24 protein-coding genes and 1 tRNA gene are annotated in these 21,616 nt (G+C 54.6%); 1 reads left to right on the top strand and 24 read right to left on the bottom strand.

Annotated features, from left to right (window positions below; genetic code table 11):
- Nucleotides 1-38: 38 nt before the first annotated feature.
- The 15 genes from HMPREF1992_RS05975 to rny all read right to left on the bottom strand — a co-directional run bounded on the left by HMPREF1992_RS05975 (nucleotide 39) and on the right by rny (nucleotide 13,892).
- Complete coding sequence (locus tag HMPREF1992_RS05975; protein ID WP_021684959.1) at nucleotides 39-638, bottom strand: lytic transglycosylase domain-containing protein; 600 nt, start codon at nucleotides 636-638, stop codon at nucleotides 39-41.
- A complete protein-coding gene (fliJ, locus tag HMPREF1992_RS05970; protein ID WP_021684958.1) occupies nucleotides 635-1,102 on the bottom strand; it encodes a flagellar export protein FliJ in 468 nt (155 codons plus the stop codon). The genes HMPREF1992_RS05975 and fliJ overlap by 4 nt, the downstream gene beginning before the upstream one ends.
- Nucleotides 1,099-2,478, bottom strand: coding sequence for a flagellar protein export ATPase FliI (fliI, locus tag HMPREF1992_RS05965; RefSeq protein ID WP_021684957.1), 1,380 nt, complete (start codon nucleotides 2,476-2,478; stop codon nucleotides 1,099-1,101). Before fliI ends, fliJ begins: the two co-directional genes overlap by 4 nt.
- A complete protein-coding gene (locus HMPREF1992_RS05960; RefSeq protein ID WP_021684956.1) occupies nucleotides 2,475-3,266 on the bottom strand; it encodes a FliH/SctL family protein in 792 nt (263 codons plus the stop codon). The genes fliI and HMPREF1992_RS05960 overlap by 4 nt, the downstream gene beginning before the upstream one ends.
- Nucleotides 3,259-4,278, bottom strand: a complete 1,020-nt coding sequence (gene fliG / locus HMPREF1992_RS05955; protein WP_021684955.1) for a flagellar motor switch protein FliG — start codon at nucleotides 4,276-4,278, stop codon at nucleotides 3,259-3,261. The genes HMPREF1992_RS05960 and fliG overlap by 8 nt, the downstream gene beginning before the upstream one ends.
- A 2-nt stretch (nucleotides 4,279-4,280) precedes the next feature.
- A complete protein-coding gene (gene fliF / locus HMPREF1992_RS05950) occupies nucleotides 4,281-5,861 on the bottom strand; it encodes a flagellar basal-body MS-ring/collar protein FliF (RefSeq protein ID WP_021684954.1) in 1,581 nt (526 codons plus the stop codon).
- 71 nt (nucleotides 5,862-5,932) lie between these two features.
- Nucleotides 5,933-6,235 (bottom strand): flagellar hook-basal body complex protein FliE, encoded by a 303-nt coding sequence (fliE, locus tag HMPREF1992_RS05945; RefSeq protein ID WP_037358891.1) that lies wholly within the window; start codon nucleotides 6,233-6,235, stop codon nucleotides 5,933-5,935.
- Nucleotides 6,236-6,268: 33 nt separating this feature from the next.
- Nucleotides 6,269-6,724, bottom strand: coding sequence for a flagellar basal body rod protein FlgC (gene flgC, locus HMPREF1992_RS05940; RefSeq protein ID WP_021684952.1), 456 nt, complete (start codon nucleotides 6,722-6,724; stop codon nucleotides 6,269-6,271).
- 18 nt (nucleotides 6,725-6,742) lie between these two features.
- Nucleotides 6,743-7,165, bottom strand: coding sequence for a flagellar basal body rod protein FlgB (gene flgB, locus HMPREF1992_RS05935; protein ID WP_021684951.1), 423 nt, complete (start codon nucleotides 7,163-7,165; stop codon nucleotides 6,743-6,745).
- A gap of 173 nt (nucleotides 7,166-7,338) precedes the next feature.
- On the bottom strand, nucleotides 7,339-8,190 hold the full coding sequence (locus HMPREF1992_RS05930) for an Asp23/Gls24 family envelope stress response protein (RefSeq protein ID WP_021684950.1): 852 nt from the start codon (nucleotides 8,188-8,190) through the stop codon (nucleotides 7,339-7,341).
- 35 nt (nucleotides 8,191-8,225) lie between these two features.
- Nucleotides 8,226-9,059, bottom strand: coding sequence for a PHP domain-containing protein (locus HMPREF1992_RS05925; RefSeq protein WP_021684949.1), 834 nt, complete (start codon nucleotides 9,057-9,059; stop codon nucleotides 8,226-8,228).
- A gap of 15 nt (nucleotides 9,060-9,074) precedes the next feature.
- Entirely contained in the window at nucleotides 9,075-9,857 is a 783-nt protein-coding gene (locus tag HMPREF1992_RS05920) for a TIGR00282 family metallophosphoesterase (protein ID WP_037358767.1), read from the bottom strand.
- Between the two features lie 30 nt (nucleotides 9,858-9,887).
- Nucleotides 9,888-10,445, bottom strand: coding sequence for a hypothetical protein (locus HMPREF1992_RS05915; RefSeq protein ID WP_021684947.1), 558 nt, complete (start codon nucleotides 10,443-10,445; stop codon nucleotides 9,888-9,890).
- Nucleotides 10,446-10,471: 26 nt separating this feature from the next.
- Nucleotides 10,472-12,247 (bottom strand): diguanylate cyclase, encoded by a 1,776-nt coding sequence (locus tag HMPREF1992_RS05910; protein WP_021684946.1) that lies wholly within the window; start codon nucleotides 12,245-12,247, stop codon nucleotides 10,472-10,474.
- A gap of 88 nt (nucleotides 12,248-12,335) precedes the next feature.
- Nucleotides 12,336-13,892: a ribonuclease Y gene (gene rny / locus HMPREF1992_RS05905; RefSeq protein WP_021684945.1), complete on the bottom strand. Its 1,557-nt coding sequence runs from the start codon at nucleotides 13,890-13,892 to the stop codon at nucleotides 12,336-12,338.
- A 199-nt stretch (nucleotides 13,893-14,091) separates the two neighbouring features.
- Between rny and HMPREF1992_RS05900 the strand changes: the two genes are divergently transcribed.
- Nucleotides 14,092-15,165: a M48 family metallopeptidase gene (locus HMPREF1992_RS05900; RefSeq protein WP_021684944.1), complete on the top strand. Its 1,074-nt coding sequence runs from the start codon at nucleotides 14,092-14,094 to the stop codon at nucleotides 15,163-15,165.
- A 53-nt stretch (nucleotides 15,166-15,218) separates the two neighbouring features.
- On the opposite strand, the gene HMPREF1992_RS05895 is transcribed toward HMPREF1992_RS05900, so the two are convergent.
- From HMPREF1992_RS05895 to HMPREF1992_RS05855, 9 genes are all read right to left on the bottom strand, one after another.
- Nucleotides 15,219-15,686: a hypothetical protein gene (locus HMPREF1992_RS05895; RefSeq protein WP_021684943.1), complete on the bottom strand. Its 468-nt coding sequence runs from the start codon at nucleotides 15,684-15,686 to the stop codon at nucleotides 15,219-15,221.
- Between the two features lie 10 nt (nucleotides 15,687-15,696).
- Complete coding sequence (gene floA, locus HMPREF1992_RS05890) at nucleotides 15,697-16,695, bottom strand: flotillin-like protein FloA (RefSeq protein ID WP_021684942.1); 999 nt, start codon at nucleotides 16,693-16,695, stop codon at nucleotides 15,697-15,699.
- A 33-nt stretch (nucleotides 16,696-16,728) separates the two neighbouring features.
- Nucleotides 16,729-17,361, bottom strand: coding sequence for an NfeD family protein (locus HMPREF1992_RS05885; protein ID WP_021684941.1), 633 nt, complete (start codon nucleotides 17,359-17,361; stop codon nucleotides 16,729-16,731).
- Between the two features lie 65 nt (nucleotides 17,362-17,426).
- Nucleotides 17,427-17,503: transfer RNA gene (locus HMPREF1992_RS05880), tRNA-Pro, on the bottom strand.
- A 35-nt stretch (nucleotides 17,504-17,538) separates the two neighbouring features.
- Nucleotides 17,539-18,342, bottom strand: coding sequence for a hypothetical protein (locus tag HMPREF1992_RS05875; protein ID WP_369791853.1), 804 nt, complete (start codon nucleotides 18,340-18,342; stop codon nucleotides 17,539-17,541).
- Nucleotides 18,343-18,400: 58 nt separating this feature from the next.
- On the bottom strand, nucleotides 18,401-18,736 hold the full coding sequence (locus HMPREF1992_RS05870; RefSeq protein WP_021684938.1) for a hypothetical protein: 336 nt from the start codon (nucleotides 18,734-18,736) through the stop codon (nucleotides 18,401-18,403).
- Between the two features lie 17 nt (nucleotides 18,737-18,753).
- Nucleotides 18,754-20,352, bottom strand: a complete 1,599-nt coding sequence (locus HMPREF1992_RS05865) for a DUF342 domain-containing protein (protein ID WP_021684937.1) — start codon at nucleotides 20,350-20,352, stop codon at nucleotides 18,754-18,756.
- A gap of 63 nt (nucleotides 20,353-20,415) precedes the next feature.
- Nucleotides 20,416-21,171 (bottom strand): FliA/WhiG family RNA polymerase sigma factor, encoded by a 756-nt coding sequence (locus HMPREF1992_RS05860; protein WP_021684936.1) that lies wholly within the window; start codon nucleotides 21,169-21,171, stop codon nucleotides 20,416-20,418.
- 29 nt (nucleotides 21,172-21,200) lie between these two features.
- Nucleotides 21,201-21,602 (bottom strand): hypothetical protein, encoded by a 402-nt coding sequence (locus HMPREF1992_RS05855; protein WP_021684935.1) that lies wholly within the window; start codon nucleotides 21,600-21,602, stop codon nucleotides 21,201-21,203.
- Nucleotides 21,603-21,616: the final 14 nt, after the last annotated feature.

The raw sequence follows: 21,616 nt of genomic DNA, 5'->3' as shown, positions 1-21,616 counted from the left end.
CCCTCTTCCCCAAAAAGAATTATATAACCTACACTGGCTCAGCGATAGATGTCCAGAACACGATTGACATAGTCTTGCGTCTCCGCATACGGCGGGACTCCACCATATGCCTTCACGGCATTCGGCCCCGCGTTGTACGCAGCAACAGCCTTCTTTACGTCGCCGTCAAAGGTGTCAAGCATCTCTCGCAGATATTTTGTACCGCCGTCGATGTTGCTCTCCATGTTGTATGGATTCGCGCCAAGACCTGCTGCCGTATCCGGCATCAGCTGCATCACACCAACTGCACCGGCGGGAGAGACAGCACTTTGATCGCCGCCGGACTCAACCTCCGCAACCGCTGAGACGAGCTTCGGATCGACTGCATACTTGGCAGCCGCTGCATGGATCGTTCGCGCGAGCTCGGGATTGGCATAGTTCGCCGTCGTCGATGCAGCCGCATGCTGCGCCGCAGATGTCGCCTCTGCACGCTGCACAGCATGTGCCTTATGCGCGGCAGAGACAGAGTGCTTACCGATTTCCTGCTGCAGACGTTCGGCAAATTCCATGCCGGGCATCGTCTGCGTGGGCAGCGAAAACTGTCCCTCAATCTCGGCAATACGTGCCTGTATTTGATTGATGCCGGAAAGATCCATCATACCGCATCCTCCAATTCCCTATTTCTCATGGTCAGCTGCAGGCCGATCTCATCGAGCATCTTCTGCTCCTCCTGCAGAACCTCTGCCTTGTATTCCGCAAGGCGCTTCTCTTTCAGCTTCTCAATGCTCTTCAAAGCACTCATCTGCTCCATGAGCACCTTGAGGCGCTTTTGCCGCTCGGCATTTGCCTGCAAAATCACCTGCTGCTGATCCTCAATCTGCTGGCGCTTCCACCCAAAGAACTGATTGAAACTCATCAGCGTCCCGATCTTGATCCGGGTCCCCTCCTTTGAGAGGTTCTCATAATCAAGCTGCCCCTGCTGCATTTCCTCGAGCAGTCTGCGCTGGTATGCGCGTGCCTCCTCAAGACGCCGCACAGCCTCGGCAAAGGCAACCTCTGCCTCCTCCTTCTTCATGCGCGTAACCTTGAGCAGTGTTTCGAGCTGAAATCGGAATTTTTTCATGTCACTGCCTCAGCAGGTGCAGATACATCTTTGCCGACGGCTGTGAGCAGTCTTTTCTCCGTCTCCTCATATGAGGTCACCTCATAGATGTCCTGACGGAGGAATTCATTGATGCCGTCTATCTTTTGAATGGCCGCATCAATCTTGGGACTCGAGCCCTTGACATACGCCCCAATGTGGATGAGATCCTCAGCCTCAGCATAGACAGCCATGAGCTGGCGCATCTCCTGCGCCGCCTCAAGATGACTCTTATCGACTACCTCATACATGACACGGCTGACACTTCCAAGAACATCGATTGCAGGGAAGTGATTCTGTGCTGCAATCCGACGTGAAAGCACGATATGTCCATCGAGGATGGAGCGCACGGCGTCTGCAATCGGTTCATTCATATCGTCACCATCGACGAGAACCGTGTAGATGCCCGTAATCGATCCCTTTTCACTCGTACCTGCGCGCTCCAGGAGGCGCGGCAGCATCGCAAAGACAGACGGTGTATAGCCGCGTGTTGCAGGCGGCTCACCAATGGTCAGGCCAACCTCACGCTGTGCCATCGCAAAGCGCGTGACGGAGTCCATCATAAGCACGACCTTATGCCCTTGATCGCGGAAATATTCAGCAATCGCCGTGCCAGTCATCGCACCCTTGATACGGACAAGTGCAGGCTGATCTGAGGTCGCAACAACGACGACAGATCGCTTCAGCCCCTCCTCGCCAAGGTCACGCTCGATAAAATCACGCACCTCACGGCCGCGCTCCCCCACGAGGGTGATAACGCTGATGTCCGCCTCTGTGTTGCGCGCGACCATCGAAAGAAGTGTGGACTTGCCGACACCCGACCCCGCCATAATGCCGATGCGCTGACCGTCACCGAGCGTGATCAGCCCGTCAATCGCACGCACGCCGACGTAGAGATTATCGTGAATGCGCGGGCGTGTCAGCGGCGGCGGGGGCGGTGCCTGGAGCGGATATTCCTCCTTGGCGAGGATTGGTCCCTTTCCATCAATCGGATTGCCGAGACCATCGAGCACGCGCCCGAGGAGCTCAGGTCCCACCTTGACGCGCAGACGGCGTCCCGTCGCAATGACCTCACAGCCTGGGCCAATTCCTTGCATCTCACCAACCGGCATGAGCAGGACACTGCCCTCGCGAAAGCCAACGACCTCTGCCGGCACAGGAGGCAATCCCACAAAATGCGAGCTCACGTAGCATAGTTCACCTACAGTGACGGTCGGCCCCTGTGACTCAATCACGAGTCCAATGATCTGCGTCACCTTTCCCGTAAGCTTCATCGGGGAGGATGCCCGCAGAGCATCCTGAAATTTTTGGATATCTATGGAAAATGGGGGATTCCCCCCCGTTTCACTTGTATTCATAACATAACTTCCCGGACCGCTTTTTTCAGCTGCTCGATCTGCGTCTGGAGGCGTGCATCGACACTCCCGTTCGGAGTTTCCACGAGACAGTCGCCCGGCTTCAGCCCCTCATCGGAGGTGATCGTCAGGTTTGTATCCCCAGCCGTTAAAATGCCGCGGAGTTCATCACGCGCCATGAGCACAAAGTCATAACTATTGGGCGGAACGTGAACGAGAATCTCCTTTTGATCCTTGACACGCAAAATCGCATCACGTACAACGGGCAGAACCATCTGCGGCACATCAATAAAATGCTGCGGCAAAACGCGCTCCACGGCCGTCATGGCAATCGAGACAATATCCTGCTCTGCATGGATGAGGTAGTCGCGCATGGCATCATGTGCATCGCGCAGTGTTTTCTCTGCCTGTGCATTCGTCTGACGGATCAGATCCGCAAGTTCCTCACGCACAGCAGCCTCTCCCGCCTCTTTTCCCGCAGCAAAGCCTTCCTCATGCCCTTGCGCACGAGCTTGCTCGCGGTCGTGTTCGATCTGTGTTTGAGCCTCACTCAGAAGACGATCACGTTCCTCCTCGGCTTCCCCGCGAAGAACCGAGACCCGTATCTCCGCTTCTCTGACACGTTCGTCCATGGCCTGCTCACGCGCTGCAATTCGTGCAAGCAGATTTTGAACAGCCTCTTCGCTGAGGCCCTCCTCCTCACCATCCTCGCGGGGCGGAGAAGGCGGTGGTGGAACATCGATGAGGTGCGGATTCTCTTCCCAGACGGCTGCCTTGATAACCCTAGACAATCATCTCGTCTCCCTTGCCACGCGAAATCACAATCTCGCCCTTGTCCTCGAGCATGCGGATGACGCTGACAACCTTCTGCTGCGCCTCCTCCACGTCGCGAATCTTGACCGGTCCCATGAACTCGATCTCCTCGCGCAGCATATCGGCCGCACGCGTCGACATATTTTTGAATACTTTTTCGGCAACCTCCTGCGGTGTGGCCTTGAGTGCAAGCGAGAGATCTTTTGTCTCCACTTGACGCAGCACAAGCTGCAGAGAACGGTCGTCGATCTGAACAATGTCCTCGAAGACGAACATGAGCTTCTTGATTTCCTCGGCAAGCTCGGGGTTGTCGACCTCGAGAGTTTCGACAATCGCCTTCTCCGTCGTGCGATCGACGCGATTGAGCACCTCAACAATTGCCTTGATGCCGCCTGCCGTTGTGAAGTCCTGTGTTACCATCGATGACAGTTTTCTCTCAAGCACACGCTCAACCTCACGAATGAAGTCAGGAGACGTGCGGTCCATCATCGCCACGCGCTTTGTGACCTCGACCTGAGACTCCGGCGAGAGTGATCCAAGAACAATCGCCGCCTGATCGGGGTCGAGATAGGCAAGAATGAGCGCAATGGTCTGTGGATGCTCGTTCTGAATGAAGTTAAGCAGCTGCGCGGGATCCGTCTTGCGCAGGAAGTCGAAGGGACGTACCTGCAGACTCGTCGTGAGACGATTGATGATCTCGAGAGCCTTGTCTGGGCCAAGAGCCTTCTCCAAGACATTCTGCGCATACTGCAGACCGCCAGAGGAGATGTAGTCCTGTGCCATGCACATGGAGTAAAACTCAGCAATGATCTCTGCCTTGAGGGCGGAAGATACCTGTTTCTGGTTTGCGATCTCAAGCGTCAGCTGTTCAATCTCATCATCGTCCATATGCTGAAAGAGCTTTGCCGAGTATTCCGGCCCGATTGCAATGAAGAGGATTGCCGCTTTCTGCTGATTGGACAGATTGGCGCCACCATACATATCCGGCATACTTACTCCTCCTCCGTCAGCCAGGTCTTAACGAGGAGTGCTACTTCCTCTGGCTTCGTATCGATGAGCGTGAGGAGCGCGAGCTTCTGGTTCATCTGATGCTGCTCCTCCTCAGAGAGATCTTCTTCCTCGACCTCTCCTGCCGCGATCGCCGCGGCACGCTCCTCTGCAAGCCGCTCTTCCTCAAGGCGGCGCGCCTCTTCAGCGGCCTCACGCTCGAGGCGCTTCTTGCGGCGATACATAAGAATACCACCAACGATAAGAGCAATGACAAGCAGTGCAAGCCCGACCTGCGTGTAGAAGATGCGGTCCTGACGATCCTTCTCCGCCTGCTCCTCGGCCGCGCGGCGTTCCGCCGCCTCCGTACTGAACGGCAGGGGTTCCACGGAGATCGTATCTCCGCGCTGCGGGTTGATCCCAGCAGCACTGCTCACCGTACGGAGAATACTCTCCTGCTGCGGCTGGGTCACGTCCTCGTTGACAAGGACAGCAACCGTCAGACGGCGAATGGAGCCTGGCGACGCAATGACATGCTGCCGCTCCTCGTTGATCTCATAGTTCTTCGTGGATTCCTTTTTCTCGTATTCGGCATTGGCATTCGCCTCCTGTTCCACATAGCCAGGAACATTGCTCTGTACGCCTGCCGGGCCGCCGGGATTCGTCGAACTCCCGACATAGCTCTCGGAGATGTCCTGCTGGCTGCGAATGATGCCCGCATCATCGACGACCGGTGTAAAGGTCTGGCGATCCGTAAGGCGGTCATCGAAGTCAAGCTCCACACTGACACGCGCGAACGCACGCCCCTCACCAAGGGTCTGGTCGAGCAGAGACTGGACTTTCTTCTCGATGTTGTCCTGCACCTTGCGCGTCATGTCGAGCTGCGTAAGCGTCTTGACGCCGATGGAGTTCTCATCCTGGTCATCTGGATCGTTTAGAATTTTTCCTGTGTCGTCAACGATCGTAATATTCTCAGGCGTCAGTCCCTTGACACTGTGCGCCGCAAGGTTGACGATGCCCTTAATCTCTTTCTTCGTCAGCTCCGCGTGCGGCTTGAGGCGCAGCATAATAGAGGCTGTCGCAGGCTTCTCCTCTTTCTTGTAGAGGCTATCCTCTGGCAGCACAATATGGACACGTGCCTTCTCAACAGCCTCAAGCTGCTCAATCGTACGCGTCAGTTCTCCTTGGAGTGCCTGAAGATAGTTCACACGGTTCTGGAACTCAGTGACGCCAAGCTTACTGTCATCGAAGATCTCAAATCCCTTGTTCCCACGAGGAAGCCCCTGCGTTGCAAGATTCAGGCGTGCCTCGTGGACATTCGTCGTCGGTACAAGGATCGTTGTGCCCGTCTTGCTCTCCTGTACCTCATATGCGATATTCGATTCACGCAGTTGGTTGGCGACCTCACCTGCATCCTTGGTCTCCATGTTGGTGAACAGCGGCACCATATCCGGCTTGCTGCCATACCAAAAGCTCAGTCCAAAGATGAGGACGAGGATCGCGAGTGCCGACCCGAGCATGATGTAGCGCTGGCGCTTGTCAAAGCGTTCCCACATGGCAAGGCCGCGCTCTTTCCACTCTCCCATAATCTCTTTCCCTTCAAGTCATCACGGTTATGCGGTGCCTCCAATAGGCACACGAAAACGGCAGGCTGCAATTACACCTGCATTCGCATGATTTCCTGATAGGCAGATATAGCACGATTACGCAGCTGCAGTGTCAGCTGGAGTGCGATCTCTGCCTTCTGCCCTGCCACGACGACCTGAGAGATATCCGAGACTTCGCCAGCAGCAAGCAGTTTGTTCTGCTCATCCGATGCCAGCTGAAGCTTGTTCACCTCGGAGAGGGCGTCTTTCAGATAGGTACCGAAGCTCTTTGGCGGTTCTTTCTCAATGGTCTCACCCAGATGGCTCGTTGCGCGCATCGTTACGGGGGTCATTTGCAGTGCTTGTACTTCCATATACATTGATCTCCCTTAAAATGTGCGCACGGCTTAGTTGCCCGCACCAATACGAAGGGCTGCCGTCACCATAGATTTTGCAGCATTGATGGTCGTTGTATTTGCTTCGTAGCCGCGGGATGCCGAGATCATATCTACCATCTCAGCGACAATATTAACATTTGGACGCTCTACATAGCCATCCGCATTCGCATCCGGGTGCCCCGGATCATAGACAAGCGGCCCCTGCGTGCGATCCGACTGGATGGATACCGCACGCACGCCATCCCCGGGGCGCATACGATCCGATGCACGCGCAAGGAATGCCTCGAATCCGATGCCATTCCCCTTCTCGCGCGGCTGAAACACAACGTAGCGACGATGGTAGGCACCGCCTCCCTGTGCACGCGTTGTGTTTGCGTTTGCAATATTGTTGGAGATCACGTCCATGCGCAGGCGTTCCGCCGTAAGGCCGGAAGCGGCCGCATCAATTCCCAGAAACATTCCCATATCGTGTCCTCCCGCTTATCAGCTGCCCTGTCCACTGGTGATGACAGACTTTAGTTTACTGATATGTCCGCCCACCGCTGTCGCCAGAGCACTGTAATAGAGCTGATTCTTTGCGACCTCAGCCATCTCGATGTCAATATCGACGTTGTTGCCGTCCAGGCGCATGTTCGTCCCAGCATCCTGCTCGATCACAGGACGCACCTTTCCGTGAAAGGCAATGGGAAGATGCCGGTCATGCGTACGCACAACCTTCATCAGGGGGTCCCTGTCAAGTCCGAGTTCCTGCTTCAGAAGATCCTCGAAACGGACATGACTCCGTTTGAAGTTCGGTGTATTCACGTTGGCAATGTTGTTGCTGAGCACTTCGTGCCGCAGAGATGCTGCCGAGAGCGCTCGGCTGCCGATATCAAGCGTCGAGGTGTTTACCAGCTGCTCAAGCATGAAACGTCACATTCCTTTCCCCGTAATTTTTTGAGTACAGAAAAAAACTGCACACAAAACAGATATATATTTAGTTCTACGTTTCTAAAAAAAACCCTTTTCATTCTAACATTTTTTCCAGAAAAAGTGAAGAACGGTTTCGATGATGGCGGCAAATCTAATCTATGGTCGTTCTACGCACGCGCGGCAATTGCCTTGTCCACATGCAGGCTCTTGACGAGAATATCAATTTCGTGCACGACCATGCCCGTCATACGCTCGATCTCGACTTGCAGGTCTTTGCGCAAAGCTGCCATCGTTTCCGCAATGGCATGCCCATAGGAAAACACGACTTCGATCGTCACCATGATCCCGAGATCATCATCGCCATTCACAAGATGTTTTACATGGGTCGTGCCGACACGGTATACTTCTTCAAGTTTTTCTGCAACGATGTGCACAATGCTCTTGATCACTGAGTCATCAATGACGAGTTTTCCATAGTAGCTAAATACTGGCCGTACAATGGAACGTTCGCCGAGACGGCGGCGCTTCGAGGACGAAGTCTTGAAGAGGCTCTTGATCGGGTCGATCAGATATCCGGAAAAATGGGGCTTCAGCTCGATGGTCGGCACGGGAATGATGTGTTCTCCACGCCGCAGGCGGTGGTACTGTGCAAGTTCCATATCCTTCTTCGAGGCGATGTCCTCAATGCGGATTATTTTGCTCACAGAGCCGATCTTGAGTGCCTTTGCAATCTTTTGCACCATATTTTCCGAGGTGCCGAGGATCAGGATGCGGCGCGGCTGCGACTCTGCAATCGCCCGACGTACGTCGGAGGCATGTCCAGGCAGCACGAAGATCGCACGCCGAACAGCCATGATGCGATTCTTCTCCTTTTTTGCAGAGGTACCGCCAATCACCTTTCCATCCTTGATGAGAATGCCATCATCGATGATGGCATCTGCGCCATTTTTCTGAGCTACCCATAGGGCGCGGTGGCTTTTGCCGGTACCGCTTGGTCCGACAAGTGCAATGACGTCCATTGTGTCTCTCCTCTTTCATTTCACGCGACGATCTCTCACACCGGAAGCGGCGGACGATAAAAATTTTCTGCGTAAATATCTTCGATTGAAAACTCTCCAAGTACATCGGGTTCGCGTCCACTGAACCCGCGATAGCCTGACCCCCCAGAAACGAGAAGGCCATTTTTCTGTGCGATGTCGAGATAGTGTTGCGTATCCTGACGGTCATACGTCGGATAAAATGCCTCAATTCCCCCAATTCCCTGCTCGATAAGGCGCTCAATGATGCCCTCGTCCTTAATTTCTTTGGGGTTGGCGAGGACGGGAACCCCTCCCGCCTCTTTGATGAGTGCGATCAGCTCCTCCGAGCTGAGTTTGAAATGCGGTACATAGGCCGGCTGTCCACGGCGCAAAAGTTCATCAAAGCAGTCGCGTATCGATTCAAAGTATCCCTTTTTCACAAGTACGCGTGCCACGTGAGAGCGGCCAACTGCCTTGCAGAGCCCCTCATCCGTCAGCACCTCGGTCTCACCGATTTCATAGCCAAGGCCACGCAGTCGTTCCACAATCTCTGTAAAACGGATCCAGCGCGCTTCACTGATCTCTTCGAGCTTCTCTTGAAGCCCGGCATCGTATATATCGATGTGGTAGCCAAGGATGTGGATATCGTACTCTGCACCACCCGCAGTGAACCCCACTCCAGGAATGATGCGGAGGCTGCTGCCTGATGTATAGTGACCACTTTCATACAGTGCAGTAACGCCCTCAACACTGTCATGATCTGTAATGGCGATGTAGTGCAGTCCCGCACTCTTTGCAGCCTCTGCGACCTCCTCTGGTGTATCCCGACCATCGGAAAAGCTCGTATGAATATGCAGATCACTTGGCATACGTCTTCTCCTCACTCAAGATTCTTCGCGGAGCAAAATGCGCTCGATCGTCGCCGCACGGCTCCCACTGGGGTCGATGTCGACGATCACGGCGGCATACTCCGATGGCCCCTCCGCCATTTCAAACCGCACGGGCATGCCCGTGCGAAACTTCTGAATCACGATGTCCGTACGTACACCGAGGATGGAATCGTAGGGACCCACCATGCCAAGGTCCGTGATATAGGCAGTGCCCCTTGGAAGGATCTGCGCATCTGCAGTCTGCACATGCGTATGTGTCCCGACCACGATATCGACGCGTCCATCAAGATAGTGACCCATCGCTAGTTTTTCCGAGGTGGTCTCGGCGTGAAAGTCGAGCACGATGACATCCACCTGCCCTTCGATCTCACCGAGAAGCTCATCTGCCTTCTGAAATGGACAGTCAAGCGCAGGCATGAAAGAACGGCCTGATAGGTTGAGCACAGCAATGTTTGCTGCCTTGAACGGGAAAATGCAGTATCCTTTTCCTGGGGTCCCCTCCGGATAGTTCGCAGGACGAACCAGAAACGGTTCCTCATCGATGAAGGCAAAGACATCCTTCTTATCCCAGACGTGATTGCCCGCAGTTACAATATCCGCGCCGCCTGAATAGAGTTCGTCAAGAGCCTTGCGTGTAAAGCCCTTTCCGCCGGCCGAGTTCTCTCCGTTGACAATGACGACATCGATCCTGTGCTCCAGGCGAAGACGCGGCGTAATCGTACGAAATGCCCGTCGTCCCGCACGGCCGACAACATCACCGACCAGCATGATACGCACGACTATTCCTCCTCCGAAGCTCCATTCTGCTCATCGATTGTAGACGACGACCTGGTCACGCTCTCGGATACCGACGAGACGGTCCCGCAGAGGAAGCTCCCGCACCGCCATCAGCATGCGTTCAAGCGTCTCATGCTGAAGTGTACGAAACTCCGAGTCGAGGGTATCCGCTCCATGCGGATCGATGCGCAGCTTTTCCCCAAAACGATCTTTCAGAATCTGCACGACGAGATTCAGCTCCCGCTCTGAAACCTCATCCATTCTGCGTGAGAGATGAAACATCGTGAGGCCCTCATGCCGCTCATAGGAGAAATCCATCTCGCTAACCGTGCCTCCCTCGATCATCTGATACGTTTCAATGCTCTCGGCGAGGAGGGCCGCAAATTTCTCGATCTCCGCCGGGGGCACAAGATCACGAACGATGAAGTCCATCGTCAGCAGTTCCTCTGCAGGATCATAGGAAACAGCCTCGATCTCGGGGAAACAGACGAGAACGGAGGCGAGCAGCTGAACCCCTGGGCGAACTTGGTCGCTCTTTGTGGAAATGGAGCGGCGCCCCGAAAAATGTTTGCGCAAAAAATCAAACACGACACCTGTCTCCTTTCCTCATCTTATTATTCCGCACTGCTGATACGTCCAAGGCCGAGCGCATAGACTGCATTGCGGCCTGCGTTCTTTGCCTGATAAAGAGCCTCATCGGCATTCTTAAAGAGCTGAAGCTCGTTGTCGTTCTCCGAGTCAAACGCTGCGACGCCGACACTGACCGTAATGTGACGATCAAAGGGCATATCGGCGGCCTCTACCCTACGGCGAATGCGCTCACCGACTCTGCCTGCAACAGCGATCGGAGCTCCCTCCAGGATGATAAAGAACTCATCGCCGCCCCAGCGACAACCAGCGTCTGATCCGCGGATCGTATGTGAGATAGCATCTGCAACGACCAACAGCACCTTATCTCCCATATCGTGGCCATAGGTATCATTGACTTCTTTAAAGTGATCAATATCCATCAGAATGACAGAGAGCGGTGTCTTAAGTTCCTGCGAGCGTGCAACAGCATCCCTCAGGAGACGATCCATCTCGCGGCGATTCAGGAGATTCGTCAGAGCGTCACGGCTTGCGAGGTCGCTGAGGCGCTGATTTGCCGTAGAGAGTTCCGCCTCCGAGACACGAATAAAGTGGGACATAAATGCGAGCATCTTGCGATTATAGGAAAGATGTGCAACACGTTTGGTCTGGAGTCGAATATTCTTGACATACCCTGGATCCTCTTTCAGTCCAACGAGAAGGACATTCAGATTCGCTGGGGAGATACGTTTTCCCACGCGGCGCACCTCACCGAACACAAATACGGTCGATGATGGAAAGCCCGCACATGGCGTCATCTCTGCTAGAATATCATCTCCCAGCAGAAGATAGTGTCCGATGCAGGAGGTGCCAAGGATGACCTGAGGAGAAAACTCTGACATACCGCGCGCATTCTCTGCCGCCTTGGAGAGGATCCAGTAGGGATCACCATAGGAAAGGCGGAACTTCGTCCCCACCTGCATGGGAATGCCGAAGGTGAGCTCGCCGCTCCCCTCCTCGATCTTGATGGGCACGCGTGCAGAGATAGATCCATCTTCCTCCTCAAAGCAGAGGGGAAAGAGCGCGGCATCCGCACTGAAGTCGCCATCCCCCTTGATCCCGAAATATCGTTCATAGATCTTGAGAGGGGTGTCCCCATCAAGCTCCTTGATCGTGCAGCCATCCACACGTGTTGCAACGATCTCACGCCCGAGTGGGTTCCATCCGAAATTTTGTGTGACATATGCCTCCAATGTTTCGCCGTGGAAGGCAACGGCGAGTATACCGAGGTTTATCACAGCATCATCGGCGATAATGTAACCATGTGCATCCATAGGCGCCGCATCAACAAATGCGCCGAAAACCTCAATGCGCTCATCAATCGCAGAAAAACCCTCAAAAAGATCATCAATTTGATCCATTAGACCAACCACAAAGAACTCGATGAGCCTCGTGTGCGGGCGCGCAGCGACAAAGTTGATGAAATGCTCCGTCGTTGCCGTATCCGATGTGTTGCCGTCCACGGTAACGAATTCCACCTGCGAGGCCTCAAATGCCGTAAAGGTCAGCATAACCCCATCCGTATCGAGGCGCAGATCAGCCATCTTAAGGGCACATGTATGCACCAAAATACGTGCATCCGGAAACAACTCACGCACGGCCTTCTGTATACGCAGGGCCTTATCAATCGGCATCTCACAAGGTGCCGCGATCGTGATCAGCAGGGACTCGACATGTGGGATGCGATCCAGTTTTTCCTTTGCCTGTTCCGCTTTGCGCTGGGCATCAGCGGTACCGGAAACGATATATGTCAGCTGCTGCATATGCCCTCCTAGCAAAATCTCTGCACAGCGCAGAGATTCCTGGAAAAGGGGTTATACCCCCATTCGATCCGTCACAATGGCATTGACATTACTTCGCATAGTCTACAACACGTGTTTCGCGAATGACCGTCGCCTTGATCTGACCAGGATATTCGAGGTCGCCCTCGATCTTCTTCACGATGTCATGAACAAGCACGGCCGCTCCCGCATCATCCACCTTATCCGGCTTCACCATGACGCGGATCTCACGCCCTGCCTGGATAGCAAAGCAGCGTTCCACGCCGTCAAACGACTCAGCAATCTCCTCGAGGGCTTTGAGGCGCTTGATATACGACTCCAGACTTTCACGCCGTGCGCCGGGGCGTGCTGCCGAGACAGCATCTGCTGCCGCAACGAGAACGGCCTCGATCGTCGTCGCCTCCACGTCGCCGTGATGGGATTCGATAATATTGATAACCTCTTTGGACTCACGGTACTTGCGCGCGAGATCCGCTCCGACCGTGACATGCGGTCCCTCGACTTCGTGGCTGACAGCCTTGCCGATGTCGTGCAGGAGTCCGCCGCGCTTTGCCAGCATCACGTCACACTCGAGTTCTGCCGCCATGAGCCCCGCAAGATGTGCAACCTCAATAGAATGCGCAAGAACATTCTGCCCGTAGCTTGTCCGATAGCGCATCCGTCCGAGAAGGCGAACCAGTTCGGGATGAATGCCATGCACCCCCGTCTCAAATGTCGCCTGTTCTCCTGCCTCCTTGATGCGCTGATCGACCTCACGACGAGCCTTCTCGATCATCTCCTCGATGCGTGCCGGGTGGATACGGCCATCCTGGATCAGCTTCTCGAGAGCAATGCGCGCTACCTCGCGCCGTACGGGATCAAATCCTGAGAGGATAACCGCCTCCGGTGTATCGTCGATGATGAGATCGATGCCCGTCAGTGTCTCAAGGGTACGGATGTTGCGTCCCTCTCGTCCGATGATACGCCCCTTCATCTCGTCGTTTGGAAGAGCGACGACCGAGACCGTCGTCTCTGCCACATGGTCCGCCGCACAGCGCTGAATCGCAACGCTCAGAATCTCGCGCGCAGCCTTGTCAGCCTCATCCTTCGTCTGCTGGATGTACTCCTTGATTTTGCGTGCCTTTTCGTGCTTCAGCTCCTCCTCTGCCTCAGCCATGAGGATCGTACGAGCCTCCTCTGCAGAGAGTCCCGACACACGTTCCAGTTCCTGTTTCTGACTTTCATAGAGGGCCGTGATCTCCGCCTGTGTCTTGTCGATCCGTGCCTCTTTACGCGAAAGCCCCTCTTCTTTCTTCTCGATGGATTCGAGTTTGCGGTCGAGGTTTTCTTCCTTTTGAATTGTACGGCGTTCAAGACGCTGCAGCTCACTGCGGCGCTCCTTCGTATCCCGCTCGAAATCCTGCCGCTGACGCTGAATCTCTTCCTTTGCCTCGAGCAGAACTTCCTTCTGCTTAGTCTCTGCACGCCTCTCGGCCTCTTCGAGAATGCGTCTTGCCTCGTTTTCCGCTGATCCTATCTGAGCCTCTGCCGAGCGCCTGCGTGCATAGTATCCTGCAGCAGCACCGATGGCAACAGCAATAATTACCCCCAGTATTTCAGTAAGAATAACGGCCACCTCCTTTTTCATTGTCCATAAAGTCATATAGAATACTTCTATCCATTTTAATGTTTTTTCTCTATAGTGTCAAGAATTCTATGTAAGACGGGTCCTCGTTATTCATGAAATCAGCCTCATATTCACAGGTGTTTTATAACCTCTCTTCCATAGACGAGGATCACTCTATCATATATAATATTGTCCTAGGATGGTGGAATGAGGAGGACATATGAGAAATAAAAAATGGATGAAGAGAGCCATTGCTCTCGCACTCTCCGCGGTGATGACAGGGGGTATTGCTTTGCCGCCTGCCACCGCGGAGGCAGGTACGGGCAGCATCATCGGGGCCGTTATCGGCGGTGCGGTCGCAGCAACCGAAATGAACAAGCAGATCAAATACTACAACACGACCGAAGAAGGTCGCCAGCAGCTCTTGGATGAACTCAAGGGGGAATATGGCATCTACTATCGCCATGATCTCAATAATCAGCTCGACCGCATCTTCGCAAATCTGACGGCAGCAATTGGTTCGATGGACCCTACGGTCTACGATCGTCCCTACAATTACTTCATCAATCGTGAGGAAAGCTTCAATGCCTTCTGCACACTCGGGCACAATATGAGCGTCAATGTTGGACTCTACGGTTATCTGACAAACGAGGACGAAATTGCCGTTGTTCTCGCCCATGAGATGGGGCATGGCCAGAAGGACCATCCTGCAAAAGGGATGAAGCGCTCGTTGGGGCCTGCTATCCTGGCAAATGCTACCGGGACCGTCCTCGGTGCCATCGCTGCAAACATTTGGAAGGGACAGGGACTCACGAAGCCGATGGAGTGGGAGGCAGATAATCTCGCATTTGAGTACATCTCCCGCTCACCCTACAACCCCGGTGCAACGGCTGCTGTCTGGCAGCGCGTCATTGATCTCTCAGGAAACAACTCTGCGAGTGCCTTTGACATCATGTCCGGTGCTGCCGATCATCCATCCAATGCGGCGCGCCGCGACAACTATTCAAAGAAATTGACAGAGATGAGCGGCGGCAGGGTTACGGTAAAGGACGGCGTCGTATCTGTAAATAAGAAAGTTTTGTTAACTCCTGCCCCATCTGGCGGCATGAGCTCTGCCGAACGTGCTTATTTCGTCATGGGGAATCTTGCAGCAGCATATAAAAACGGGCATGCTGCTTCCGGGGCACACGTCGAGGGCCGCACCGTTATGCTCGGTGCACAGCCCATCATTAACTGCACTGACCGCGATGCAAATCCATATGCAATCGCAGAGCTGCTGAATCAAATTAAATAACTGCATCAAAAAAGCCGAGCCCCATCGCAAAGCGTGATGAGTCTCGGCTTTCTTTATCTCTGTGGAAATCTGCGCAGGGCGCGCGGTTTTCCAAGGATTTCAGCAAAGACGACAGCCTGTTTCATCGCATCTGGCGTGAGCTGCGGAAGCACGGCAGCCGTTCTTCGCCCAGCCGCTCGCGGAGCAGCTGAAAGCGCCGCCTCCGCCTCCTCTGCAGCAAGGCGGGCGGCACGCTCTTCACGCTCACGCGCGCGTTTTGCGCGCTGTGCCTCCTTGCGTGCATCTTCCCACTTTGTACGAAGCTCCTGGGCATGCAGTACATCTTCCTCTGCTGCGATCTGCACATCAACAGGAACGCCGCGCATCGGCGGGATATCGAATGTCGCATTCTGTTCTGCACGCTTCTTCGGACGCGGAATGTCCTGCGGCACGGTCGGCGGCGGCACCTTCTTTTTGCCGCGCACACGATCGTCCAAAAGGGCAACCGCTACGGCGATCACAATGAGTATGAGATATGTCATACCACATCCCTCACTTTAGAGGCTGTGCCGGATGTTTTTCCTCCGCCTTGCCTGCTGAACTGATCGCCTGACGCATGTCGGTATCGGATTGGATATTGTTCAGCTGATAGTAATCCATCACGCCAAGTTTTCCCTCGCGCAATGCCTGTGCCATCGCGTGCGGCACCTCGGACTGTGCCTCGACCACCTTTGCCTCCATCTCCTGCGTATACGCCTTCATTTCCTGCTCACGCGCAACCGCCATCGCGCGGCGTTCCTCTGCCTTTGCCTGTGCGATGCGCTTGTCCGCCTCTGCCTGATCGGTCTGCAGCTCCGCACCGATGTTGCGCCCAACATCGACATCCGCGATATCGATCGAGAGAATCTCGAACGCCGTTCCGGCATCAAGGCCCTTGCCAAGAACCGTCTTGGAGATGTCATCGGGATTCGCGAGCACGTCCTTATGGTTCTCCGAGGAACCGACCGTTGTGACAATGCCCTCACCGACACGCGCGATGATGGTCGGCTCGCCCGCACCGCCGACGAGACGGTCGATATTCGCACGCACGGTGACGCGTGCCTTGATCTTCAGTTCGATACCGTTTGCCGCAACGGCGGAGACAATCGGCGTCTCAATGACCTTCGGGTTGACACTCATCTGCACGGCATCCAGCACATCGCGGCCTGCGAGATCGATCGCTGCCGCCCGCTCGAAGGGCAGATTGATCTGGGCGCGATGCGAGGCGATCAGTGCATCAACGACCTTGTCCACATTTCCGCCCGCAAGATAGTGGGCCTCAAGCTGATTAACGCTCACATCCAGTCCCGCCTTATTTGCCTTGATGAGCGGCAGAACGATGCGACTGGGCGGCACACGGCGCAGGCGCATACCGATGAGCGATATGATGCCCACCGAGACATTGGCCGAGATCGCGGACACCCACAGGCCAAGGGGCACAAAGTGCAAAAAGATGGACACAGCCAGAATAACGATGACAATGAGGAATGCTCCTCCAAACAATGTTCCCATACGAACCTCCTTAATTATCTCCGTGAATCTTTATTATGCCTCGCGCACAACGACTCGGCTGCCGTTCACGGACAGGACAACAATCTGCTTTCCCTTCTGAATGAAGGTGCCCTCTGAGATCACATCCACAGGACGCCCGTCGATGCGAGCCGTCCCCGAAGGACGCAGCTCTGTCAGCACCTCGCCCACTTTCCCTACGATATCCAACTGTTCCTCAGCACTGACATAACCTTCTTCCGTGCGTGAACTCTTTTGCAGAACAATCTTATTCCAGAGTTTGCTCGACGGCAGACGCGAGACGATGAGCAGGAACAGCACAATCGAAATGACAAGCGCGATCCCAAGTGCGGCCAGTGCACCAATATCCCCACCGAGAGCAAGGACAATGCTGTAAAGCATTGCCGCAACGCCGAGTCCCGCCAGAAGTCCTACCGTCGGCAGCAGGATCTCCACAATGATCATCAGGACACCCGCGAGAAAGACCGCAATGTGATAAAGCTCCACAAGCCCACGCGTATACTGACTGCCCCAAAAGACGGCAGCCGCAACGATGCCAAGCAGAACACCGACGCCGAGTCCTCCTGTTTTGACCTCCACCATGACAGAGAGGAACATAACGGCAATCAGCAGCACCTGCAAAATGCCGTTATCTACGATCAGATTCATAGAAACCCTCCTCCTTACGCAAAAAACCCTCCGCGCACTCGCGCGGAGGTTCCTATGCTGAAAAATGGTCGGAACGACGAGATTTGAACTCACGACCTCTTCCACCCCAAGGAAGCGCTCTACCAAGCTGAGCTACGTCCCGAACAAGAGGTATTATATCGAGGTTTTGTCCGTTTGTCAATCCCTCTGCGTCATCTGCTTCATGAGGCGAAGCGCACCGATCTCAACTCCAGTTTCACGTGCTACCTGTTCAATACTCCGCCCCGCACGCAAAAGGGCACGTGCCTTGATGAGAGCCTCGTCTTCCTGCACATCCGCTGTCTCCTCGATCACAGCAGGTTCCTCTGTAGGCAGGATGGGCGGAGGCGTGGAGGGATATTGAATATGCGGCATCTCCTGCGGAGGCATATGAGGTATGCTCGCCTGTACGTGTTCCTGCACAACAGCTCTCGGCATCGGTGCGGAAATTGGTGTTGGGCGAGGCGCTGCATAAACCGGCTGCTGGGTTACGTCACTGGCGCGAGCCTGCTCACGCAGAATGGATTGGTGCAGCACAGCCGCGAATTCATCCCCATCCGTACGCCTCGTCTCCTGTACCTGAGGGGGAATCTCTGCCATATGCGCAGCATGGCTCTCCGCAGGATGCACGACTGGTACAGCCTGTATCTGTCCGAGATCACTCAGGCGCCGCTCCAGTTCTTCAATGCGCTGACGCAGCGCCCATTCGAGGCGCTGTGCATCTGCCACGCGCGTCTCGAGACGCACACGGCGGTCATCAGCCTCACGCAGGAGGCCCTCGAGTTTTGTCACGTGAGAGCCGAGCCTCTTGATAATTGTATCTGCGGACTGTTGCAGTTCTTTTTTCAGTTTATCAATGGACGCCGCAAGATCCTCATCATCCTCCTCGCTCCGCTGCCTGCGATGAAGGATATACCGCACGATGAGCAAAAGGACAGCGCCGAGGATGATGAGTGCGCCCAAAATTTCGGTGATGGATATAATAACAGGATGCCTCCCTTATCGGTGCTTTCCTAATGACTTACAAAGTAATATCGAGATGTACGCCGCGATTTGGATCAGAAGCCAGGCGCTGCAGCAGCTCCGCCCCATGATCCTCGCCGCGTGAACGACGGCGCTGATGCTGCTCCTGACCGCCCTGGCGGCGCTCACGTTCCGGGTCATCCTTCACGCGGGCATCCTCACTCGCCTCTTCCTTTGCACGCACCTGTTGGCGCGCAAGTTCGGCATCCTCTTTCTGACGGATCGACTCAAAGCTCTGCTGGATATTAACCTGGTTCTGCAAATTGCTTTGCACATTCCCCGCCTCATTGGACTGCGGAAACATCATCTGCATGCTGATCGGTGTAACATTCATGGCGATACCTGCCTCTCTTAAAAGATACCTACAGCAATCTCCCCGTCAATCATCTGCAGACGTGCGTGATGCAGCTCTCCCTCAATGGATTTCTTTACCCCATTGATCGTCACATTGACACCGGGGTAGATCGTTTCCGAGGCAAGAATCACACCGTTCTTCATCTGCTCCAATTCCTCATTCATCCGCTGAAGCTCTTCCTGCATTTCTTTGACTTTGCCGGCAAGCGGGAACTGCGCGTGCGTCATCTCGACGAGCTGTTCTCGGCGGCGCTCAGAAAGGCTCATAAGAGGTTGTTTTTTTAACGTTTCGAGCGAGAGCCGCATTTCGGTCAACCGCTTGACCGCCATCTCGCATTCCTTGGACAGCGCCTCATAGCGATGCTTCAAGTTTGGATCAACACCAACATGCAAATTTGTCTGCACGTAGAAGTTATTGCCATAGGTCTTAGCGAGGATGGATTCTCCAGCGCCGATGCTCCCTCCGGTAATAACGCCGCGTCGCCCCTCTACACGGACGTGATGTCCGGCCCGCATCTCCGAATGCAGGACGACGTCATTGACGTATATATCCCGTCCAGCAGAGATGTTGGCATTCTCGACGAACGAGATGCTGACATCCTCCGTAGCAGATATCTTTCCAATATTCATGCCGCGAATGCCGCCGTGCACGATGACGTTGCGCCCTTCCACCTGCGCACCGCCGATCATCCCCTTGATCTCAACATCTCCTGCAGCCTTAACCGTGAAACCGCTCTCCACATCCCCCTTAATTTCGACGCTGCCGGCAAAATCAATATTGCCCGTCCCGACATCGACGCTCGAGTCGATCACCAGGTGCGGATCGACGCTGATCTTCTTCCCATCATCCGCAATCTGCCCGTCAATGAGTGCCACGAGCTCATGCTCGTTTACAATCTTGGTATTTTTACCTTGCGGCAACACCGCAGGTTTCCCCGGCCTCGCCGGAACCTCTTCACCAAAGACATTTTTTCCGGACACGCCGGCAGTTTCAGGGATGCGAACCGCGAGCACATCACCAATCTGTGCTCGGATAAAAATATTCATATCCTTATAGTCGACACGATCATAGGCACGCTCAGCAGGACGTCCCTTGGTGCCCATATCAAATTTCTTTTCAATGCGTGCATCTGTTCCCGCCTCGGGCTGCGTCCCACGCGCTGCCATAAAGGGTGTGAGTCGTGCGACACCACGTCCAATCGCCTCGCGATCAATGCCGTAGATTACTTTTTTGGCTGCAAGCGCATTGAGCACATCAGTGACATCAGGCGGCAGATTTCCATGCTTCTCATCGAAACGAATCGCAGCCGTCATTGCATCACGTGCAATCTCAATGGAAAAGGGGATGACCTCGTTGCCCCCCTCATCGTCCGATGCCGGATTCAATTTCACCTCAAAACCGTCCGCTGCACGCACAAGACGGGCCAGCTGGATATCATCATAATTGATGACCCCCTCCTCTGCGAGACGGTCCTTCAATACCGCAACGCTGATGACAGGTCTATCCTTGTCCTCCGGGTAAACGGTAACATAATTTCCATCCGCTTTGATAACAAGCTGAAACCCCTCGCGTACTCCCCCAATAGTTCGATCCACAATACCACTCCCGATCCATCAAAATTGCGGCTCTATTACAACTATTTTCTGTGCAAACGTAGCTCATTCCTCGTCATTCATGCGGGCCAAATACCCGCGCATACGGAAAATCGCCTTCGTGTGCAGCTGTGAGATACGAGCCTCCGAAAGATGCAGAATGGCTGCAATCTCTTTTAGGGTCATCTCATCGTAATAATAAAGACCAACAACAACTCGTTCCTTCTCTGGAAGTTTCTCAATCGCTGCCGCAAGTGTATCCTTGACCTCGCTCCACTCTGCGTACTCGACGGGACCATCTTCCATAGACGCAGGTGAGTCTGTGCGCAGATACTCCTCAAGCGGAATGATTGTCGCAGCACTAACCTGCCCCTCCAGACGGTGCAGACCTTCGATCGAGAGATCCAGCTCTGCAGCCAGTTCCTCATCGGTTGCTGTGCGGCCAAGCTCTCCCTCAAGGCGCGCAACCGCTTTCTCATACTTCTTGATATTCTGGCGTACACTGACCGGAATCCAATCTTTTGCACGCAGATGGTCAAGCATTGCTCCGCGCACGCGCACGCCTGCATATGTCTCAAATTTATTGCCGCGCGCGAGTTCGTAGCGCTCAATGGCATCCAGCAGACCGAAAAAACCGCTGCTCAGCAAATCCTCCCGGTCGACATGCTGTGGGAGACTGATGGCGATGCGTCCGGCGACCAGCCGAACAAGGGGAAGATAGTATTCGGCAATGCGATTGCGCACATCAACCGTCTTCTCGGTTTCATACAACTGCCAGAGGGCCTCAATATTTTCTGCCTCCTGCATCGCCATCTTCATCATCTCCTCCCCTCGAACGCTCGGTGTATGGGTCAAGCCGGCGCTGCCGCTCCGTCTCTATCCTCCGGCTCATCCGCCGCGGGGCTTCTCATATGTGTGAAAGCACCCTCTGAGAGCGGTCGAAAACTCGACGATGCCGCAAACTCCTCTGTTGCACCGCTCCCCTTCTCCACTGCTTCAAAGTCGATATCCTCTGCATCGTAGAGCGTCGCCTGCATATCCTTCATTCGCTCTGTGGGATCCTTATCAAAAGCCGCCCAGCCCTTTGCCTCCAGAATGAATGCGGCGAGATAGGTGAATATTCCCGCGCTTACAAATGCGATAAAGCCGCGGCCGAATGCCGTCATAATGCGTGCATCGCTGACGAGTCCTGTAATAAATACAACGAGCGCAGCAATCACGGAAAACACGAGTGCCATGCCGAGTTTGAACATACTTTTCACCTGCC

This window comes from Selenomonas sp. oral taxon 892 str. F0426, assembly GCF_000468035.1.
Lineage (GTDB): Bacteria > Bacillota > Negativicutes > Selenomonadales > Selenomonadaceae > Centipeda.
This window is presented reverse-complemented; position numbering and strand designations above follow the sequence as displayed.

Coding starts and splice junctions, on each gene's coding strand:
- HMPREF1992_RS05975 (WP_021684959.1), bottom strand. CDS start 638: ATGATGGATCTTTCCGGCATCAATCAAATACAGGCACGTATTGCCGAG.
- fliJ (WP_021684958.1), bottom strand. CDS start 1,102: ATGAAAAAATTCCGATTTCAGCTCGAAACACTGCTCAAGGTTACGCGC.
- fliI (WP_021684957.1), bottom strand. CDS start 2,478: ATGAATACAAGTGAAACGGGGGGGAATCCCCCATTTTCCATAGATATC.
- fliG (WP_021684955.1), bottom strand. CDS start 4,278: ATGCCGGATATGTATGGTGGCGCCAATCTGTCCAATCAGCAGAAAGCG.
- fliF (WP_021684954.1), bottom strand. CDS start 5,861: ATGGGAGAGTGGAAAGAGCGCGGCCTTGCCATGTGGGAACGCTTTGAC.
- fliE (WP_037358891.1), bottom strand. CDS start 6,235: ATGGAAGTACAAGCACTGCAAATGACCCCCGTAACGATGCGCGCAACG.
- flgC (WP_021684952.1), bottom strand. CDS start 6,724: ATGGGAATGTTTCTGGGAATTGATGCGGCCGCTTCCGGCCTTACGGCG.
- flgB (WP_021684951.1), bottom strand. CDS start 7,165: ATGCTTGAGCAGCTGGTAAACACCTCGACGCTTGATATCGGCAGCCGA.
- HMPREF1992_RS05930 (WP_021684950.1), bottom strand. CDS start 8,190: ATGGACGTCATTGCACTTGTCGGACCAAGCGGTACCGGCAAAAGCCAC.
- HMPREF1992_RS05925 (WP_021684949.1), bottom strand. CDS start 9,059: ATGCCAAGTGATCTGCATATTCATACGAGCTTTTCCGATGGTCGGGAT.
- HMPREF1992_RS05910 (WP_021684946.1), bottom strand. CDS start 12,247: ATGCAGCAGCTGACATATATCGTTTCCGGTACCGCTGATGCCCAGCGC.
- rny (WP_021684945.1), bottom strand. CDS start 13,892: ATGAAAAAGGAGGTGGCCGTTATTCTTACTGAAATACTGGGGGTAATT.
- HMPREF1992_RS05900 (WP_021684944.1), top strand. CDS start 14,092: ATGAGAAATAAAAAATGGATGAAGAGAGCCATTGCTCTCGCACTCTCC.
- HMPREF1992_RS05895 (WP_021684943.1), bottom strand. CDS start 15,686: ATGACATATCTCATACTCATTGTGATCGCCGTAGCGGTTGCCCTTTTG.
- floA (WP_021684942.1), bottom strand. CDS start 16,695: ATGGGAACATTGTTTGGAGGAGCATTCCTCATTGTCATCGTTATTCTG.
- HMPREF1992_RS05885 (WP_021684941.1), bottom strand. CDS start 17,361: ATGAATCTGATCGTAGATAACGGCATTTTGCAGGTGCTGCTGATTGCC.
- HMPREF1992_RS05870 (WP_021684938.1), bottom strand. CDS start 18,736: ATGAATGTTACACCGATCAGCATGCAGATGATGTTTCCGCAGTCCAAT.
- HMPREF1992_RS05860 (WP_021684936.1), bottom strand. CDS start 21,171: ATGATGAAGATGGCGATGCAGGAGGCAGAAAATATTGAGGCCCTCTGG.
- HMPREF1992_RS05855 (WP_021684935.1), bottom strand. CDS start 21,602: ATGTTCAAACTCGGCATGGCACTCGTGTTTTCCGTGATTGCTGCGCTC.